Below are 17,732 nucleotides of genomic sequence, written 5' to 3'. Positions count from 1 at the left end.
CCGCCTCAGGTGGTGTGGTAGAGGAACGCGACGAACTTCAGCGGCTCGGAGCCGGGGTTGCGGATGCCGTGCACGCCGCCGCTCTTGGTGTAGAGGACGCTGCCCGGTTTGACCGGCAGTTCCCGGCACTTGACCGGGCCGATGCCGAAGACCGGCCGCTCGACCAGCGGGTAGGCGGCGGTCGTCGGGTCGTCACCGTCGCTCATGTACGCGGTGCCGGTGCCGGCGACGACGTAGTACAGCTCCTCCGAGCCGATGTGCCGGTGGGTGCCCTCCACCGCACCCGGCGGCACCGTCACCTCGTGGAAGAACACCAGGTCGCTGCCGAGTTCGCGCTGGAACAGCCAGCGCATCTGCACGATGTTGTCGTCCCGGCGCTCCGGATTGCCCTCGTCGGTCATGGCGTTGCGGTAACTGACCGGCTGGATCCGTGACGCGTCCGGGATGAAGAAACCGCGCTGGAAGTCGAGCAGGTAGTTGCTGTCCGAGACGGTGTTCCGGGGGGCGCTGGGCTCCTGCGTACGCGGCTCCTGGTGGGAGCGGAGGTAGGCGTTGTCCCACTGCGGATTGCCCAGCCGCTGGCCCGTCGGGTACAGCACGCCGTCCTCCCGGAAGGCCATCGCCACCTCGGAGACCGAGCCGAGCAGCGGGGACAGCTGCGGCACCCGGGTGATCGGCGCGTCCCGGCCCATCAGCGGCAGCACCCGGTGGTCGTGCGCGGTGCCGTCCGGCGCCTCCAGCGTCTCCCAGATCTCCGCCGCGTACGCGCCGATCACCGGATCCCAGTGCAGCGTCACGATGGCCTCGGCGGAGTCCGCCGGGTCCTCGCCGGTGACCTTCAGCCACGCCTTCGTACGGGGCCCGAGCCGCCGGTTGAACTCCCTGGCCTGCTCCACGAGCCGGATGCCGGAGTACTCGATGCGCAGCATCGGGCACAGCTTGGTGCCGCCGAGGAAGACGTCGCCCTTGATGGCGGTGCCGTCCGCGGAGCCGCGCACCTCGGCGACGTAGTAGCGGTAGCGGGAGGAGCGGGTGGCGTTGAGGTAGCGGGCGTGGTAGATCCGGTCCGGGTAGAAGACGACGCGGAAGATCTCGTTCTCGGGGTGGGTGTAGACCTCGTCGAAGCGGCTGTCCATCTCACGGCCTCCCGACCCTGTCCAGCAGCACGTCGCCGACGCGGAAGGAGTTGGCCTCGATGGTCAGCGTCGGGTTGGCGCTGCCCGAGGTCGGCATGAACGCCCCGTCGGTGACGTAGAGGTTGTCGAAGTTCCAGGCCCGGCAGTCGGGGTCGAGGACGGAGTCCGCGGCGTCGCTGCCGAACCGGGCGCCGCCCAGTACGTGGTTGGCGATCCGGACGACCGAGCCGCCCACCGACCCGGAGCTGACGTCGCGCACGTCACCGCCGCGCACCAGGATCTGCCGGCACTGCTCGGCCAGGGTGTCCATCAGCGCCCGGTCGTGCGGGTGCCACGTCTTGACGATGTAGGCGACCGGGCGGCCCCACTTGTCCTTGACGCTCGGGTGCAGCTCGATGCGGTTCTCCCGCTGGGGCACCTGGTTGGCCATGAACGCCACGGACAGCCGGCGCCCGAAGCTCTCCTCCAGGTAGTCCTCGAAGCCGTTGCCGACGATGCCCGTGTCGTAGAGGTAGCCCTTCCACATGCTGTCCATGTCCATCGCGTGCCAGGTGCGGGCGAGGGAGATGGGCAGCGCGCCGTCGGAGGTGTTGTTGTAGATCACGCCGCCCGCCCACAGGCCCTGGGCGCGGAACCATTCGGGGCGCGCGCAGTGGTCGGTGGCCCAGTCCGAGTCCAGCGTCTTGGACTTGTCCGAGCGGTCCGGCACGATGCACTGCGCGCCGCCGAAGCAGTGCGTCAGGAAGTAGCGTCCCAGCAGGCCGTTGGCGTTGACGCGCTTGTCGAAGGCCGGGTCGAGCAGGCCGGAGAGCTGGAGCAGCCGTACGGACTCGATCGCCGAGCAGGCGACGACGACGGTGCCGGCGGTGAGCGTCCGGGGCCGGCCGCCGGGGTCGCGGTAGTGCACCTTCGTCACGCGCGGGCCGTCCGCCTCCAGGTGGGTGACGGTGCAGTTGGCCCGCAGGTCCAGGCCACCGCTGCCGTTCACCTCGCGCAGCGGCGCCAGCAGTGACACCCAGACGTTGGACTTCAGGCCCAGCGGGTCGCCGTAGCGGTTGACGAACGCCGTCTTGATGGTGTCGGTGTCGGCGGGCACGGTACGGCCGCTGGGCGCGTGGTCGCGGGTGATGACCGCGAGCGGGGTGCGGTAGCGGCGCATGCCGAGCGCGTCCATGCCGGCGGCCGCGTACGCGCTGATCGGGTTGGGCTCCAGCGGCGGCTGGTAGCGGTCCTGGGACGGGACCTTGGCCTGGCCGTCCCAGGTGCCGTTGATGCCGACCAGCTCCTCGGCCCTGGTGTAGTACGGCTCCAGCGCGGCGTAGTCCAGCGGCCAGTCACGGGCCTCCCGGCGTACGTCGCCGCCCGGGTCGTCGCGCAGGTCGGCCCGCGACGCGTTGAGGGTGGCCAGCCGCAGGTCCTCGGGCGTGAAGCGGGGGGACACCCCGCCGTACAGCTGGGTGCCGCCGCCCACCACTTGCGCCGTGTAACCCTCGATGGTGACCCGGTCCTGCCCGTCGCTGTCGCGGTAGACGTGCGGCTCGTCGTTCAGGTCCGGCTCGACGTGGCTGGAGAAGAACGACTCACCCGTGTTGGCCACGCCCTGGACGGTGATGCGCTTCTCCGAACCGGTGGCGAAGCACTCGTCGCGCTTGAAGTCCGACAGGCCGGTGGGACTCTGCGCCTGGGTGCGCAGCAGCGGCCCCTTCTCCAGCACGACCACCCGGTGGCCCGCCCGTACGAGCGTGTGCGTGAGCGGTGCGCCGCCCGCGCCGCTGCCGATGACGACGACCGTGGCACTCTCCCCGTCCATGCCGGCATCCCCTCAGCCGCGGTAGTCCGTGTTGTGGCCCAGCGGCGACTCCAGCGCCCGCCGCCAGTCGAAGAGCGTCGCGTCCCGCGCGTCCCGGAACCGGCTCTCCAGATACATCCAGCCCGCCGCGCCGGAATTCCCGCCGTGTTTCGGGTGGACGAACGCACCGGTCATCGCATGCCGGCGCAGGAGCAGCAGGAAGTACCGCGGACTTCCGTAGCGGGAGTAGTCCCAGCCGTCCACCTTTTCGGTTTCCATCTGCCGGTAGAGATCCGCGTACAGCTCCGGGGGCGCGTCCACCGGATCGAGTCCGCCGAACCGGGACCGCAGGATTTCCCCGATGATTTTGAGGCAGGTGTGGTAATCATCGGCGTGGTGCTGTTCCTGGCGGGCGATCAGCTTGTCGATGTAGTTGACCGTGCCCACCTCGTCGTCCAGCTGATAGGCCAGCGGGAATTCCTCGTCCCGGCTCGCGCGGTCCAGCGACTCGTACACCCCGCGGATGAGACGCCGGTTCTCGTCGAGCCGGAAGGGCAGCAGGTGGCGCACCAGCCGGCCCAGCAGGTCGCGCTCGGTGCGGCTCAGCGACAGCGGCACGGTGCAGGCGTCGGTGAAGAAGCGGGACCACGGCTCACCGTTGTCCAGGACGGTGCGCTGCGGGTTGACCGGGTCGAGCACGTACGCCCCGTCCACCGCGAACTTGTACGTGTGCACCTGCCCCTTCGGCACCCGCACGGTGGTGGCGAAGAAGCCCGTCGGCTCGCCCGCGAACACCAGCGGCCGCAGCGGCACCGGCGAGTGCAGCGGCCCGAAGGTGCCCAGTACGGCCACCGAGGCAGGCGCGGTGCGGCGGCCGTCGTAGACGAACGTCACGTCGTTGTACGGATACGACGCGGCCGCCGACGACCCGTCCCAGTGCGCGTCGACCACCGGGAAGCGCCACGCCTCGCAGATCGCCGCCCGCTCGTCACCCGGCGCGTACTGCCCGAAATCATGGCGCGCGTCCCGGCTTTCCCTGGCGAGGTATTTGGTGCAGTGATTGAGAATGTACTGATCGTCTTTCTCGATGACCTCGATCTTCACCGCGCACCCCCGGGAGGTCTTGAGGTGCCATTGAAAGTATTGCGCGCGGCGGGGGTTGTCCACGCCGTCGGCAGACGCCGTATCGTGCCGGTATGCGCGCCGCTTGGTACGAGAACAGGGGCCCGGCCCGAAAGGTGTTCCAGGTGGGGGAGCTGCCCACTCCCGAGCCCGGCCCCGGGGAACTGCGCATCCGGCTGGCGTTCTCCGGGATCAATCCCGGGGACGTGAAGAAGCGGCAGGTCTGGCTGGGCGCCGCCACGCCCGACTTCCCGCGGATCGTGCCGCACAGCGACGGCGCGGGGGTGGTGGACGCGGTCGGTGACGGGGTGTCCGCCGCCTGGGTGGGCCGCCGCGCCTGGTGCTCGTACGCGCAGAGCTACCGGCCGTACGGGACCGCCGCCCAGTACACGGTCGTCCCCGAGGGCTGCGTCGGCGCGCTGCCCGCCGGCGTCTCCGCCGAACAGGGCGCCTGCCTGGGCATCCCCGGCATCACCGCGCACCGCGCGGTCTTCGCGGACGGCCCCGTCACCGGGCGGACGGTCGTGGTGGCGGGCGCGCTGGGCAGCGTCGGCCGCGCCGCCGCCGTCCTGGCGCGCCGCGCCGGCGCGCAGGTCATCGGCACGGTCAGCAGCCCGGACCAGCTCGACGCGCTACGGGAGCTGGGCGTGGACCGGGCCGTGCACGCGGGGGGCGACGTGGCGGACGCGGTGCTCGCACTGACCGGAGGCCGCGGTGCCGACCGGATCGTCGAGGTCGCCTTCGACGCCAACGCCGCGCTCGACGCGCGGCTGCTCGCCCCGGGCGGCACCCTCGTCGCCTACGCCACCGGCGAGCCCGCCCCCGCGCTGCCCTTCTGGCCGCTGGCCTTCAAGAACGCGACCGTACGGCTGCTCGGTTACGACGACTTCCCCCGGGAAGCGGTACGGCTGGCCCTGCCCGACATCACCGCGGCGGCCGCCGCGTCCGCGCTGCGCTACCCCGTGGCGGCCGTGCACCCCCTGGAAGCGGTCGCCGCCGCGCACGAAGCCGTCGAACACCCGCGGACGCCGGGCCGGGTACTGCTCGCCCTGCCGGACTGAGCGCACCGGGCCGGTTGCCCGTGGCCGAACGCCCACCGGTGCGGTGCCACTGGGCCGGACGGCGTACATACCCGCGCGGAATGCGGGCACCCGGGCCGATCAGGGCAGGACCCCGAGGTGAGAGGAGACGCAGATGGTGGCGGAGGCCCGTAACGGGAGGCGGCCGCGCGTGGTGATCGTGGGGGCGGGGTTCGCCGGGTACGAGTGCGCCCGCACGCTCGCCAAGAAGGCCCGCGGCGCCGCGGAGATCGTGCTGATCAACCCCAACGACTACTTCCTCTACCTGCCGTTGCTGCCCGAGGTCTCCGCCGGGATCCTGGAGCCGCGCCGGGTCTCGGTGTCGCTCACCGGCACCCTGCCGGACGTCCGGCTGGTCCTCGGCCAGGTCGGCGGCGTCGACCTGGACGGCCGCCGGGTGGAGTACACCGACCCCGAGGGCCGCACCGGCTCGCTCGGCTACGACCGTCTCGTCCTGACCGTCGGCAGCGTCAACAAACTGCTGCCCGTCCCCGGCGTCGCCGAGCACGCGCACGGCTTCCGCGGCATGCCCGAGGCGCTGTACCTGCGCGACCACATGACCCGCCAGATCGAGCTGGCGGGCGCCGCCGAGGACCCGGCCGAGCGGGCCGCCCGGACGACCTTCGTGGTGGTCGGCGCCGGCTACACGGGCACCGAAGTGGCCGCGCACGGCGTGACGTTCACCCGGTCGCTGGCGCGCCGCAACGCCGGGCTGCGCGGCGAGCCGCAGCCCCGCTGGATCCTGCTGGACCTCGCCGACCGGGTGCTGCCCGAACTGGACCACCGGCTGTCGCGCACCGCGCACCGGGTGCTCAGCAAACGCGGCGTCGAGATCCGCACCAAGACCTCCGTCAAGGAGGCCACCGCGGAAGGGGTGCTGCTGGACGACGGTACGTCCGTCGACACCCGGTCGCTGATCTGGTGCGTCGGTGTCCGGCCGGACCCGCTGGTCGAGTCGCTGGGGCTGCCCACCGAACGCGGCCGGCTGTGCGTGGACGAGTTCCTCGCCGTACCCGGCCACCCGGAGGTGCTCGCCTGCGGCGACGCCGCCGCCGTGCCCGACCTGACCCGGCCGGGCGAGACCACGCCGATGACCGCCCAGCACGCGCAGCGCCAGGGCAAGGTCGCGGCCCACAACGTCGCGGCCTCGTACGGGCGGGGCGAGCCGCGCGCCTACAAGCACCACGACCTGGGCTTCATGGTCGACCTCGGCGGGGTGCAGGCCGCCGCCAACCCGCTGCACGTCCCGCTGTCCGGCCCGGTCGCCAACGCCGTGACCCGCGGCTACCACCTGATGGCGATGCCCGGCAACCGCGTCCGGGTCGCCGCCGACTGGCTGCTGGACGCGGCACTGCCGCGCCAGGGCGTCCAGCTGGGCCTGGTGCGCTCCTGGTCGGTGCCGCTGGACACCGCGGCGCCCGAGCTGGCCCGGATCCCGGCGGACGGCGGGAAGGGGGAGCCGGCGGCAGCGGGGGAGCGGACGACGGCGGACGACACGCCCGAAAAACCCCGAAAAGCGGAAGGAACCTGATGACCACGCAGAACGACCCGGGTGCCGACGCCCGGTACGACCGGCTGCGCGAGCTGGCACAGCAGCTGCGCGTCGACTCCGTACGGGCCGCCGACGCCGCCGGCTCCGGCCACCCGACCTCCTCGATGTCGGCGGCCGACCTGGCCGCCGTCCTGCTCGACGCGCACCTGCGCTACGACTTCGCCGACCCCGAGAACCCCGGCAACGACCACTTGATCTTCTCCAAGGGCCACGCCTCGCCCCTGGTGTACGCCATGGGCAAGGCCGCCGGGGCGCTCACCGACGAGCAGCTGCTGACCTTCCGCAAGAACGGCAGCCTGCTGGAGGGGCACCCCACCCCGCGCATCCCGTGGGTGGACGTGGCCACCGGCTCGCTGGGCCAGGGCCTGCCCGTCGGCGTCGGCCTCGCGCTGGCGGGCCGCGACCTGGACCGTGTCCCGTACCGCGTGTGGGTGGTGTGCGGCGACAGCGAGATGGCCGAGGGCTCGATGTGGGAGGCGTTCGAACACGCCGGGTACGAGAAGCTGGCCCACCTCACCGCGATCATCGACGTCAACCGGCTCGGCCAGCGCGGGGAGACCCGGCACGGCTGGGACCTGGACGCCTACGCGCGCCGCATCCGGTCCTTCGACTGGCACACGATCGAGGTGGACGGCCACGACGTGGCGGCCGTGGACCGCGCGTACGCCGAGGCGGCCGCCACCACCGACCGGCCCACCGCGATCATCGCCAAGACCCGCAAGGGCCAGGGCGTACGGGCCGTGGCCGACCAGGAGGGCAAGCACGGCAAGCCGCTGAAGGACGCGGCGGAGGCGATCGAGGAGCTGGGCGGCGTACGCGACCTGCGCGTGACGGTGCAGCCGCCGCGGGAGGCCGCACCGCGCCCGCGGGCCGGCGGCGGCGAGCCCGAACTGCCGGACTACAAGGTCGGTGACTCCGTCGCCACCCGCAACGCCTTCGGCGAGGCGCTCGCCGCGCTCGGCGCGGCCCGCGAGGACGTGGTCGCGCTGGACGGCGAGGTCGGCGACTCCACCCGGGCCCAGATGTTCGGCGACGCCCACCCCGACCGGTACTTCCAGTGCTACATCGCCGAGCAGCAGCTGGTGGCCGCGGCGGTCGGCATGCAGGTACGCGGCTGGGTGCCGTACGCCACCACCTTCGCCGCCTTCCTCAGCCGCGCCTACGACTTCGTGCGGATGGCCGCCGTCAGCCGGGCCGACCTCAACCTCGTCGGGTCGCACGCTGGCGTCGCCATCGGCGAGGACGGCCCCTCGCAGATGGGCCTGGAGGACCTGGCCGCCTTCCGCGCGGTGCACGGCAGCACCGTGCTGTACCCGTGCGACGCCAACCAGGCCGCCCGGCTGACCGCCGCCATGGCCGGCCTCAGCGGCATCCGCTACCTGCGGACGTCCCGGGGCGAGAGCCCCGTCATTTACGGCCCGGGGGAGGACTTCCCGGTCGGCGGCAGCAAGACGCTGCGGGCCACCCCCGAGGACCGGGTCACCATCGTGGCCGCCGGGGTGACCGTCCACGAGGCGCTGGCCGCCGCCGACACGCTGGCCGAGGAGGGCGTGCCCGCCCGCGTCATCGACCTGTACTCCCTCAAGCCGGTGGACCTGCCCACGCTGCGCGAGGCCGCCGAGGTCACCGGGCGGATCATCACGGTGGAGGACCACCACCCCGAGGGCGGCCTCGGCGACGCGGTGCTGGACGCCTTCACCGACGGCCGCCCGGTGCCGCGCCTGGCCCGGCTCGCGGTGCGCACCATGCCCGGGTCGGCGTCCCCGGAGGAGCAGCTGCGGACCGCCGGCATCGACGCCGAGGCGATCGCGGCGACGGCCAGGGGGCTGCTCACCGGTACGCCGTAGCGGCGCGGGTCCTCAGGTACGCGTCGGTGGCCCCGGCCCGCTGAAGGTCCGGGGCCACCGGCCGCTCACCCGGCCCCGCGGATCTCCGCCGCGCCCTTCTTGTCCAGCGCCGCACGCACCAACGCCGCCGCCAGGACGGCGGGTTCCGTCTTCCCGGCCGCCTTGACCAGCGCGTCGGGTGCGGACGGCAGCCCGACGCGCTCCGCGCCCTGCACCGCCTTGGCGTCCAGGTACGGCGCGAGCTCGGTCCACACGGCCTGGACCTCCCGCAGGAAGATGTCGACACCGGCCGGCCCGAGGCCGGGGACCTCGCGCAGCAGCGTGCGCAGCCGGTCCGTGTCGCCGTCCGCCGCCTCGCGCATCCGGCGCAGGTCGCCGCCGTACGTGTCGAGCAACAGCTCCGCCCCGTCACCCAGTTGGGTCGCGGTGCGTTCGTCGTAGCGGCGGTATCCGCCCTCGCCGAGGGCGTCCACGCGCTGCTGCCAGGTCGCGTCCTTCATGCGCCGCGCGGTCCGCAGGCCCGCCCCGGACAGCGCGCGGCTCGCCGCCACCGCGATGTCCGCCTGGATACGGGCGCTGAGCAGGCACGAGAGCACCAGCAGCTGGTACAGCGGCTGCGGTGTGTCCTTCAGGCGGATACCGGCCGCGTCCGCGTAGGTCCGGCCGTAGGTGTCCAGCAGTGCCCGGATCCGGGCGCGGTCGCTGCTCATGCCCGCCTCCCGGGCGCGGTGTCGTGCAGAGGTGTGTCCACGGTGTCCACGATGCCGTACATCTTCCTCACGTCCTGGGTTGCTCGGCCGGCACGGCGTTTCCCGGCCCGCGTACCCACCCGGTGGCCGGACCACCCGTCACCTCCCGTACGCTGCTCCTTCGACCGGAGGGGCTGGTGATTCCGCAGCCACAGGGGGCTGCCGGGGGGCCGGTGGAGTGAAAGCGGGGGAACGTGAACAGAACACGCAGGGCGGGGACGGCCGCGGTCGCGGCGGCGGCGGTCATGGCACTGGCGAGCCCGGCCGGCGCGGCACAGCCCGCCGGGTCGTACGGCGCCACCACGTCCGTCGGCGTCCACAACGCCTACGAGAAGGCCAAGTACCCGTACTTCGCCGACGCGTTGGACTCCGGCGCGAGCCTCCTGGAACTGGACGTGTGGACCAACGCGCTCGGCAAGTCCTGGCGCGTCTCGCACAGCAACCCGTTCGCCAGCAACAGCAACTGCGTGAACGCCGCCACCGCGGGTGAGCTGCGCACCAAGAAGCGTGACCAGGACCTCGGCGGCTGCCTCGCCGACATGAAGGCGTGGCACGACGCCCACCCCGGCCACCGGCCCATCACGGTCAAGGTCGAGATGAAGGACGGCTTCAACGACAAGGGCGGCCGGGGCCCGGCCGCCTTCGACGCGCTGGTCCGCTCCCGGCTCGGCGACGCGGTGTACGGGCCCGGCGACCTGGCCGCCGGCCACCGCGACCTCGACACGGCCGTACGGGCGAACGGCTGGCCCGCCCGTTCCACGCTGAACGGCAGGTTCCTCTTCGAGCTGATTCCGGGCACGGTCGAGGAGGGCAACCCGCTCGACAAGCTGTGGACCGACCGCGAGTACGCCACCCACCTGAAGGACCTCGCCCCCCAGGGCAAGCTGAACCAGGCCACCGCCTTCCCCGCGGTGCACGGCGCGGCGGCGGGCGACCCGCGCACCCGCTACACCGACGCGGCGCTGCGCCCCTGGTTCGTGGTCTTCGACGGCGACGCCGCCACGTACCTGAAGAACGGCATCGACACCGCCTGGTACGACAGCCGCCACTACCTCCTGATCATGACCGACGCGCACCAGGTGCCCCCGGTCATCGACGGCACCGAGCCCACCGAGGCCCAGGCGCTCGCCCGCGTCGGGCAGCTCGCCGCAGCCCACGGCAGCATCGTGACCGCCGACTGGTACCCGCTGCCGAAGGTCCTCACCACGGTCGTGCCGCGCGGCAAGTAGGACCTGCGGGCGGCGCCGGCTCTCAGGCCCGTTCCGCGGTGGCCCGCCGGTACAGGGCGGCGACGTCCGGCCCGAACCAGCTGCTGTACGAGGTCGCGTCGTCGCCGCCCTCGTCCCGGCCGCCGATGACACCGGTCACCGTGCCGAGGCCGGTGTCCGGGTCGACGCCGGTGAGCATCGGGCCGCCGCTGGTCCCGTTGGGGAAGCCCGCGCAGTCGAAGCGCAGCTGGCCGGGGACCGCGGTGGTGGTGTTCCGGCAGCTGACGGGCGACTCGCGGTCGTCCGGGTAGCCGACGGTCCGCGTCGGCAGCCCGGCGGGCGGCGAGAAGCGGATCCGCTCGGCGCCGGTGAGGTCCTCGACGCGCTGCTCGCCGGAACCGGCCCCGGCGCCGTGCGAGCGGCGCACCCGCAGGAACGCCACGTCGTGCTCCTCGTCGCGGCCGTCGGCCCAGCGCGGGTCCACGACGATGCGGGACGGCACCCAGACCCCGTACGGCAGCACCCCGTCGCGGTACCCGGGCGCGAAGACCAGATTCGTACGGAAACCGCCGTCGTAGACGCAGTGCGCCGCGGTGACGACCAGGTCGCGCGGCACGGAGTGCACCACGCTCGCCGTGCAGTGGTGGTCGGCGTCACCGTCGCCGCCCGGCGAGAAGAGCGGGCCGACGGCGGGGGAGACGGCCGCCGGGGCGGCTTCGAGAGGCCGGGAGACGGGCGGCCCGGCTGTCGTCTCCCGCTTCTGGCGTGCGGCCGCATCCTGGCCCGCTGTCGCACGGACGGTGGCGCGCGGCGGCGCGGGACGCTCGGTGTACGGACCGGACAGCAGCACACCGGCCGCCGCGTCGGCGTCGGCGGCCTCCCCGGCGTACGAGCCCGTGGCCGGATCGCCGGACGCCAGGTACCCGCCGTGCGCGAAGGCCCGTACGGCCAGCACCGTACCGGCGCAGGTCAGGATGAGCGCGGCACAGAGGCCGAGGGCGGCGGCCCGGCGGCGCCCGCGCGGCCCGCCCGGGGCCGGGAACCACGGGACGCGGTCACGCTCGGTCGTACTCACCAGCAGATCATACGGTGACGGCGCGGGGCCGCCGTCCGGGCGGGCCCCGTACGCCTCCGCCCCCTCACGCGCCGAGCGCGCCCATCAGCATCGGCCAGGACGCGACCAGTTCGCGCTCCCAGTAGGGCCAGCTGTGCCCGCCCTTCGAGGCGCACACGGTCGCCGGGATGCCCAACTGCGCCAGCTCGGCGCGCAGCTCCTGGTTCATGCCGTACACGGCGCGCTCGACCGGGTCCTGGGTGCCGTGCACCGGCGGGTCGGTGCAGCGTGCGGGGGACGGCGCGGGCGGGCGGTCGCCGTCGCCCCACGACCAGCCCGGACCGCCGTCGGTCGTGCCGTTCCCGTACGAGAGGTACAGCGGGGTACCGCGCAGCGAGGCCGCCTGCTCCAGCGGGCTGTTGCGCTTCCACAGCCACTGCTGGCGCAGATCGGCCGGGTCGTCCGTGTCGAACGGGTAGCCGGGCTCGCCCCAGACGCGCTTCCAGTCGGTGAGACAGGCCAGCGCGCCCAGCTTGACGCCGTCCGGCCCGGAGAGGCCGCCGTCGGGAGACTTGTACAGCGGGTGGACGGCGCCGCTGTACGAGGCGGCGGCGCGGAACATCCCGGGGCGCGCCGCGGTGAACTTCAGCGCGCCGAGCCCGCCCATCGACAGACCGGCGACGGCCCGCGCCGTCCCGGCCCGGTAGTCCCGCTCCAGCAGCGGCCGCAGCTGGTCGAGAAGGTACGTCTCCCAGGCCGGGGAGCCCCACGCGCCGCCGTTGTACCAGTTGCTGTAACTGCTGCACCCGCTGGTCTCCGGCATGACCACCAGTACGTCGCGCTCGGCGGCCAGCTGCTCGACGTGGGTGTTGGCGGTCCAGTCCTTGTGGTTGCCGCCACCGCCGTGCAGCAGCCACAGCACCGGCCACGTACGGGAGGCACTCTTCGACCAGCCCTTCGGCAGCAGCAGCCGCACCCACTTCACCGGCGCGCCGGTCTCGGGGGAGGAGATCCCGAGGTCGAGCATCCGGTCACCGACCGGCACCTCGGCGACGACCCGCGCCGGACCGCGCGCCGCGACGCCGGCCGCGTGGGCGGGTGGTCCCGCCGCCGGGACGGTCAGCAGTGGCAGCAGCAGGGCGAGCACCAGGCCCGCCCAGCCCGCGCGCTGTAACCGGGGCATACGGGGAAGTCGTGACAACTGCATGATCACCCTCCGGTGTTGTGCCGGATCAGCGTCTCGGCCAGGCCCACTTCGTTGGGGAAGTCCATCGGGACGATGCCCAGCCCCGTCCAGGCGCGCGCCTCCGCGCCGTCCAGGAAGCTCTTCACCTTCGGGTTGAGCCGGTCCGCGTTGCCACGCGGTGGCAGCAGGGCAGCGGTGCTCACATAGTTGACGAACAGCTTGCCGGGCTCCTGGACCGCCTTGCGGAACTGCCCCTCGATCAGCGGGTACTTGCGCAGCGGCTCGGCCATGTAAGCGTCCTGGATGTCGAAGAGGCCCGGATCGGCGTAGCGCACGCCCGGCAGCCCGCCGGAGTCGGCCAGCAGCACGACCTTGCCCCGGGCCTGCCCGAGGGAAGGCAGCGTGCTGTCCAGCCGGAACAGCGACCGCCAGCCCTTGCCGTCCAGATAGCTGTCGAAGATCCGCCGGAACTCCGCCGCGCTCTCCTCGGAGTACTCCTGCTTGACGCGCATCAGCACCGTCTCCGACGGATGCGCCCGCAGGAACGCCCGGCACGCCACCAGCACGTCGCCGAACATCAGGTTCTGGTAGAAGGCGCCGTGGTGGATCGCGAAGACCGAGTCGACGGCCCGGCAGCGTACGTCCAGGAACCGGATGCCGCTGTCCAACTGCTGCGCGACGGTGGTGTTCTGGCAGGCGACCCAGGGCCCGCCGAACCGCGCCCCGGAATTGTGCGTGCCCGGTACGGACAGCCGCCGCAGCGCCGTACTGTCCGGGAGGGCCGCCATCCAGTCCTGTACGGAGCCGGCGCGCCGGCTCCGCGTGGCCGCCCGCCCGGCGGCCGCCGCGGACTGCCCGCCCCCGACCCCCGCCAGCACACCGGCAGCCGACACCGCTGCCGTCCCCTTCAGGAACCTCCGCCGGTCCATGCGCCCACCCCGGTCTCTGCACCGCTCCGCCGCTCCGGTGCGAACGGATGATCGCAGCATCGAAGCACAGGAAGCCCCCGCTGAACAGGCAGCGGCGAGAACGCACGGCGAACCCACGACGGCCGCCCGGGGCAACGGCGGTCAGGCGTCCTCCGGCCGTTCCCGCGGCGGCGGCGCGAGGCCCGGCCGGAGGCTGAGCATCCGCTCGCGCATCGCGGCGGCCAGCCGGCTCAGACCACGCAGGTCGTCGCGGTCCGCGGTGAGCCGGGCCACGACACCGAGCCGGTACGCGAGCCGCTGCCGCGCGGTGACCGTGCCCCACTCCCAGTCCTCGTCGGGGAGCCGGGCCAGGTGGTCGGCGGTCCCGCGGTGCGCGCGCTGCACCAGCGCGTCGCCCCGGACCAGCCAGCCCGCGCACGCGTCGACGAGGTCGCCGGGCGGCGCGCCGCCGGTCGCCGCCTGCCAGGCCGCCCCGTACGCCGCTTCCGCCTCGCGCAGCAGCGGACCGGGCGTGTCCGTGACGCACCAGCAGGTCGGGAAACCCATGCGCAGGTAGGCCAGTTCGGCCAGGCCGTTGCCCAGGGAGGACTGCTCGAAGTCGATGAACCGGATGCCGTCCGGGGTGTGCAGGTCGTTGCCGGGGCACGGATCGCCGTGCAGCAGGGCACCGCCGGGCGCGGCACCGAGCCGCCGCAGCAACGCTTCCAGCTCGGCACCGGTCCCGTCCGGCACCGGCACCGCGAGGCGGCCGGCCAGGGCGAGGAAGGCGCCGAGGTCCGCGGGGCCCGGGCCCGACCAGGCGGGCAGGGACACGCCGTCCGCCGGTACGGACGCGGTGGCCGCGTGCAGACGGGCCAGCGCCGCCGCGTAGCCGACCACCCAGTCCGGCGACGGCCGCCGGTGGGCGACGTGCTCCAGCACCAGCACCCGTGCGCCCGGATCGGTGCCGAGCAGCCGCGGCACCACCGGCGGCGTCACCCGCGAGGCCAGCCGCAGCGCGGCCACCTCACGGGCGTACCGCTCGTCGGCGTCCGCGCTCCCGACGGCCTGCTTGACCACCGCGGGCGTGCCGCGCAGGTCGACCCGCCACACCCGGGACCGCGGGCTGCTGTCCAGCCGCACCGCGTGGCGGGCCGGACCGAGCCGGCCCCGCAAGCCCTCCGTGAACGGCAGTTCCGTCACCATGCGCGCATGGTGGCACGAGGTGATCGCCGCCGTCGCCGGAATTACCTCCCGCACGCGGGCCGGGTGGCCGCCTCACACCCGTGGGAAGAGGTCCGTGAACGGTTCGGCGGAGGTCGTGATGCCCCGGCTGAACGGCGCGTCGAAGTCCCAGACCAGGAACAGCAGGAACGCGATCAGCGCGCTGAAGAGAGCGGCCATCAGCAGCTCACGGCCCGACCGGCGGATCTGCAGCGTGAAGATCAGCCCGATGGTGATCGCGGCACCGGTGATCAGCCCGAACCAGACCACCGGCGGCAGGGTCGGCTCGATGCTGTCCGCCCGCGCGTTACGGGCGTCGTCCGCCGCCGCGACCTGGTCGAGCAGCGGCTGGTAGGACTGCCCCTCGTAATCGTCGCGCGGCCGGTAGTCGGTCACGTCGGCCCGCACCTTGGCCAGCAGTGCGGTGCCCCGGTCGGTGACCTGCCCCTGGTCGTCCATGACCGGCCACTCCTTGTGGACGACGTGCGAGACGTAGGCGTCGACGTCCGCGCGGATACGGTCCCGGGTGGCCTCCGGGTAGGCCCGCACCCGCTCGCTGACCTCGTGCAGCGCCTGTGCCTCGGTCCGTACGGTGTCCTCGGCGGAGCTGCGCGCCTCCCACACCCCGGCGATGGCGAGACCCAGCACGATCGCGTACACCACCCCCACCATCATCGTCATGTACTCGATGACGTCGGGCGTCTCCGACGGGTCGTCGTCCTCGCCGATACGGCGCTGCTTGAGGACCGTGATGGTCAGCACGACGGCGCAGACGGCGGCCATCGCGATGGTCAGGACCAGCCATTCCGACAAGGTGGCCTCCTACGAGGAACGGCGTCCGGACGACCCGGACGAGCTGGACGAACGGGGACGCAGCGCGGCGGCCGCGAGCACGGCGGGCGCGGTGAGCAACAGCATGGTGGTGACCGTCGAACGGCCGCCGTGCTGCTTGCGGGCGGTCGGTACGTACGTGCGGGGCAGCACGACCGACGGGCTCGTCGTCGGCGTGGGGCGCGGCGACGCGGGACGGCTGGACGGGGGCGGGGGCGGGGGCGGCGTCGTCTCCGGGGACGTGCTGGGAGCGGGCCGGGGCGCGGCCTCGGTCGGCCCGGGCACGGCGGGAGCGGGCGGCCGGGGCCGTGGGCGCGTCGGCGTGGGGGCGGGCGTGGGGCGGTGGCCCGGGGGAGGGGTGGAGGTGGGCGTGGGGGACGGCGGCGTAGGCGTGGGCCTGGGGGGTCTGGTGGGGGTGGGAGTCGGTGTCGGAGTCGGCGTCGGGGACGTGCAGGGAAAGTGCCAGTCCGGTGGCATCGGCCAGCCGGTCGGTACGTGCGCAGGGCCGCCCGTCCCGGCGGTCGCGCAGGCGTCGGCGGGCCGGTCCGGCGCGGCGTGCGCCAGGGCGGGGGCCAGCCACACGGCGACGGCCGCCAACAGCGGTATCAAAAGCGCAGGTTGAGCGCTGCGGAAACGTTGCGATCCCTTCACGCCCGTGATGTTGCGCAACGCAGGCCGCCATCAGCCGCCGAACGGGCCCGATTCCCCCGAACGATGGAATTGCGTACGGTCGCCTGCGTGAGAGCAGCCGAGGTGTTCACCCCGCAGACGTACGCCACCGGAGTCCCGTACGACCTGTTCCGCCGCCTGCGCGCCACCCACCCGGTGTGCTGGATCGAGGAACCCCCGGTCGGCGACTGGCCCGCCGGACCCGGCTACTGGGCGGTGCTCCGGCACGCCGACGTCAAACACGTCCTGCGCACCCCCGAGACCTTCTCCTCGTACCTGGGCGCCACCCAGATCCGCGACCCCGACACCGAGGACGACCTCGCGTTCGTCCGGGCGATGATGCTCAACCAGGACCCGCCGGACCACGGCCGCATCCGCCGGGTGGTGGCCGCCGCCTTCACACCACGCGCCGTACGGGAGTTGGAGCGGGTCATCGAGGCGCGGGCAGGCCGGCTGGTGGCGGAGGTGGCACGGGCCGGCGAGGCGGATTTCGTGACCGTGGCCGGTGACCTCCCGGTGTGGACGCTGGCCCACGTCATGGGCGTACCGGAAGAGGACCGGCAGCTGCTCTTCGACTGGTCGGACCGCGTCATCGGCTACCAGGACGACGCGTACGCCACCGCCGGCACCGCGGACCCCGCCCGCCTCAGCCCGATGGGCCGCGCCGCACTCCGCGCCCGCCCCGCTCCGGCACTCCGCCCGGACGGCCGCCCGGCCAACCCGCGTTCACGCCACGCACTCGCCGACATGTTCGCGTACGCCCACGCGCTGGCCCGGAACCCGCGCCCCGGCACCGTCATGGCACACCTGCGGGAAGGCGGCCTGACCCGCGCCGAGTTCGAGAACATGTTCTTCCTCTTCGCGGTGGCGGGCAACGAGACGCTGCGCAACGGCATTCCGGGCGGCCTGCTCACCCTCCTCCAGCACCCGGACCAGTTCGCCCTCCTCCGCCGGGAACCGCGACTGATCCCCGGCGCGGTCGAGGAAATGCTGCGCTACTGGCCCCCGGTCATCGACTTCCGCCGCACCGCCACCCACGACACCGAACTCGGCGGCCGGCACATCCGGCGCGGCGAGAAGGTCGTGGTCTACCACGCCTCCGCCAACCGCGACGAAACGGTCTTCCCCACCCCCGACCACTTCGACATCACCCGCACCCCCAACGACCACGTCAGCTTCGGCTTCGGCCCCCACTTCTGCCTGGGCAGCCACCTCGCCCGCGTCCAGATGCGGGCAACGCTGCGCCAGATACTGGACCAACTCCCCGGCCTGGAACTCGCGGGGCCACCGGTCCGCCTGGTCTCCAACTTCCAGAACGGTCTGCGGAGCCTGCCGGTGAGGGTGCGGGGGTGACGGGGAGGAGGCCGCCCGGAGAACG

15 protein-coding genes are annotated in these 17,732 nt (G+C 73.4%); 6 read left to right on the top strand and 9 right to left on the bottom strand.

The window, feature by feature from the left end:
• Positions 1-5: 5 nt before the first annotated feature.
• From AB0L45_RS22470 to AB0L45_RS22460, 3 genes are read right to left on the bottom strand one after another with little or no spacing between them, the layout of a single operon-like run.
• Positions 6-1,136 (bottom strand): cupin domain-containing protein, encoded by a 1,131-nt coding sequence (locus AB0L45_RS22470; RefSeq protein ID WP_365842524.1) that lies wholly within the window; start codon positions 1,134-1,136, stop codon positions 6-8.
• A 1-nt stretch (position 1,137) separates the two neighbouring features.
• Entirely contained in the window at positions 1,138-2,946 is a 1,809-nt protein-coding gene (locus tag AB0L45_RS22465) for a GMC family oxidoreductase (protein WP_365842522.1), read from the bottom strand.
• Between the two features lie 12 nt (positions 2,947-2,958).
• Entirely contained in the window at positions 2,959-4,029 is a 1,071-nt protein-coding gene (locus AB0L45_RS22460; protein ID WP_365842520.1) for a gluconate 2-dehydrogenase subunit 3 family protein, read from the bottom strand.
• A gap of 92 nt (positions 4,030-4,121) precedes the next feature.
• Between AB0L45_RS22460 and AB0L45_RS22455 the strand changes: the two genes are divergently transcribed.
• From AB0L45_RS22455 to AB0L45_RS22445, 3 genes are all read left to right on the top strand, one after another.
• On the top strand, positions 4,122-5,108 hold the full coding sequence (locus AB0L45_RS22455; protein WP_365842519.1) for an NADPH:quinone reductase: 987 nt from the start codon (positions 4,122-4,124) through the stop codon (positions 5,106-5,108).
• Positions 5,109-5,241: 133 nt separating this feature from the next.
• A complete protein-coding gene (locus AB0L45_RS22450) occupies positions 5,242-6,657 on the top strand; it encodes an NAD(P)/FAD-dependent oxidoreductase (protein ID WP_365842517.1) in 1,416 nt (471 codons plus the stop codon).
• Positions 6,657-8,525: a transketolase gene (locus tag AB0L45_RS22445; RefSeq protein WP_365842515.1), complete on the top strand. Its 1,869-nt coding sequence runs from the start codon at positions 6,657-6,659 to the stop codon at positions 8,523-8,525. Before AB0L45_RS22450 ends, AB0L45_RS22445 begins: the two co-directional genes overlap by 1 nt.
• 65 nt (positions 8,526-8,590) lie before the next feature.
• Here the strand turns inward: AB0L45_RS22445 and AB0L45_RS22440 are convergent, their stop codons facing one another.
• A complete protein-coding gene (locus AB0L45_RS22440; RefSeq protein WP_365842513.1) occupies positions 8,591-9,235 on the bottom strand; it encodes an endonuclease in 645 nt (214 codons plus the stop codon).
• A gap of 284 nt (positions 9,236-9,519) precedes the next feature.
• Here AB0L45_RS22440 and AB0L45_RS22435 point away from each other — a divergent pair, with 284 nt between their 5' ends.
• Complete coding sequence (locus AB0L45_RS22435) at positions 9,520-10,503, top strand: phosphatidylinositol-specific phospholipase C domain-containing protein (protein WP_365842604.1); 984 nt, start codon at positions 9,520-9,522, stop codon at positions 10,501-10,503.
• A 22-nt stretch (positions 10,504-10,525) separates the two neighbouring features.
• Here AB0L45_RS22435 and AB0L45_RS22430 read toward each other — a convergent pair whose 3' ends face one another.
• The 5 genes from AB0L45_RS22430 to AB0L45_RS22410 form a co-directional block, all read right to left on the bottom strand.
• Positions 10,526-11,557, bottom strand: a complete 1,032-nt coding sequence (locus AB0L45_RS22430) for a trypsin-like peptidase domain-containing protein (RefSeq protein ID WP_365842511.1) — start codon at positions 11,555-11,557, stop codon at positions 10,526-10,528.
• A 64-nt stretch (positions 11,558-11,621) separates the two neighbouring features.
• The gene (locus tag AB0L45_RS22425; RefSeq protein WP_365842509.1) at positions 11,622-12,719 is read right to left on the bottom strand and encodes an alpha/beta hydrolase family protein; all 1,098 of its coding nucleotides are present in this window, start codon (positions 12,717-12,719) and stop codon (positions 11,622-11,624) included.
• A gap of 26 nt (positions 12,720-12,745) precedes the next feature.
• The gene (locus AB0L45_RS22420) at positions 12,746-13,651 is read right to left on the bottom strand and encodes a phosphatidylinositol-specific phospholipase C (protein WP_365842507.1); all 906 of its coding nucleotides are present in this window, start codon (positions 13,649-13,651) and stop codon (positions 12,746-12,748) included.
• 141 nt (positions 13,652-13,792) lie between these two features.
• Positions 13,793-14,836, bottom strand: coding sequence for an aminoglycoside phosphotransferase family protein (locus AB0L45_RS22415; RefSeq protein WP_365842505.1), 1,044 nt, complete (start codon positions 14,834-14,836; stop codon positions 13,793-13,795).
• Positions 14,837-14,908: 72 nt separating this feature from the next.
• Positions 14,909-15,667, bottom strand: coding sequence for a DUF4239 domain-containing protein (locus tag AB0L45_RS22410; RefSeq protein ID WP_365842503.1), 759 nt, complete (start codon positions 15,665-15,667; stop codon positions 14,909-14,911).
• On the opposite strand from AB0L45_RS22410, the gene AB0L45_RS22405 reads away from it, so the two are divergent.
• Both AB0L45_RS22405 and AB0L45_RS22400 read left to right on the top strand, forming a co-directional pair.
• On the top strand, positions 15,642-16,307 hold the full coding sequence (locus AB0L45_RS22405) for a hypothetical protein (RefSeq protein WP_365842501.1): 666 nt from the start codon (positions 15,642-15,644) through the stop codon (positions 16,305-16,307). The genes AB0L45_RS22410 and AB0L45_RS22405 overlap by 26 nt on opposite strands.
• Positions 16,308-16,423: 116 nt before the next feature.
• On the top strand, positions 16,424-17,707 hold the full coding sequence (locus AB0L45_RS22400) for a cytochrome P450 (protein ID WP_365842499.1): 1,284 nt from the start codon (positions 16,424-16,426) through the stop codon (positions 17,705-17,707).
• Positions 17,708-17,732: the final 25 nt, after the last annotated feature.

It is taken from the genome of Streptomyces sp. NPDC052496 (assembly GCF_040679095.1).
GTDB lineage: Bacteria > Actinomycetota > Actinomycetes > Streptomycetales > Streptomycetaceae > Streptomyces.
The sequence above is the reverse complement of the archived record's forward strand: the minus strand, read 5'-3'. Positions and strand labels throughout refer to the sequence as shown.

What these genes read in the sequence shown, in the direction of transcription:
- AB0L45_RS22445 (WP_365842515.1), top strand. Translation starts at nt 6,657, where the DNA reads ATGACCACGCAGAACGACCCGGGTGCCGACGCCCGGTACGACCGGCTG.
- AB0L45_RS22425 (WP_365842509.1), bottom strand. Translation starts at nt 12,719, where the DNA reads ATGCCCCGGTTACAGCGCGCGGGCTGGGCGGGCCTGGTGCTCGCCCTG.
- AB0L45_RS22415 (WP_365842505.1), bottom strand. Translation starts at nt 14,836, where the DNA reads ATGGTGACGGAACTGCCGTTCACGGAGGGCTTGCGGGGCCGGCTCGGT.
- AB0L45_RS22435 (WP_365842604.1), top strand. Translation starts at nt 9,520, where the DNA reads ATGGCACTGGCGAGCCCGGCCGGCGCGGCACAGCCCGCCGGGTCGTAC.
- AB0L45_RS22470 (WP_365842524.1), bottom strand. Translation starts at nt 1,136, where the DNA reads ATGGACAGCCGCTTCGACGAGGTCTACACCCACCCCGAGAACGAGATC.
- AB0L45_RS22440 (WP_365842513.1), bottom strand. Translation starts at nt 9,235, where the DNA reads ATGAGCAGCGACCGCGCCCGGATCCGGGCACTGCTGGACACCTACGGC.
- AB0L45_RS22450 (WP_365842517.1), top strand. Translation starts at nt 5,242, where the DNA reads ATGGTGGCGGAGGCCCGTAACGGGAGGCGGCCGCGCGTGGTGATCGTG.
- AB0L45_RS22465 (WP_365842522.1), bottom strand. Translation starts at nt 2,946, where the DNA reads ATGGACGGGGAGAGTGCCACGGTCGTCGTCATCGGCAGCGGCGCGGGC.
- AB0L45_RS22405 (WP_365842501.1), top strand. Translation starts at nt 15,642, where the DNA reads ATGGTCAGGACCAGCCATTCCGACAAGGTGGCCTCCTACGAGGAACGG.
- AB0L45_RS22455 (WP_365842519.1), top strand. Translation starts at nt 4,122, where the DNA reads ATGCGCGCCGCTTGGTACGAGAACAGGGGCCCGGCCCGAAAGGTGTTC.
- AB0L45_RS22420 (WP_365842507.1), bottom strand. Translation starts at nt 13,651, where the DNA reads ATGGACCGGCGGAGGTTCCTGAAGGGGACGGCAGCGGTGTCGGCTGCC.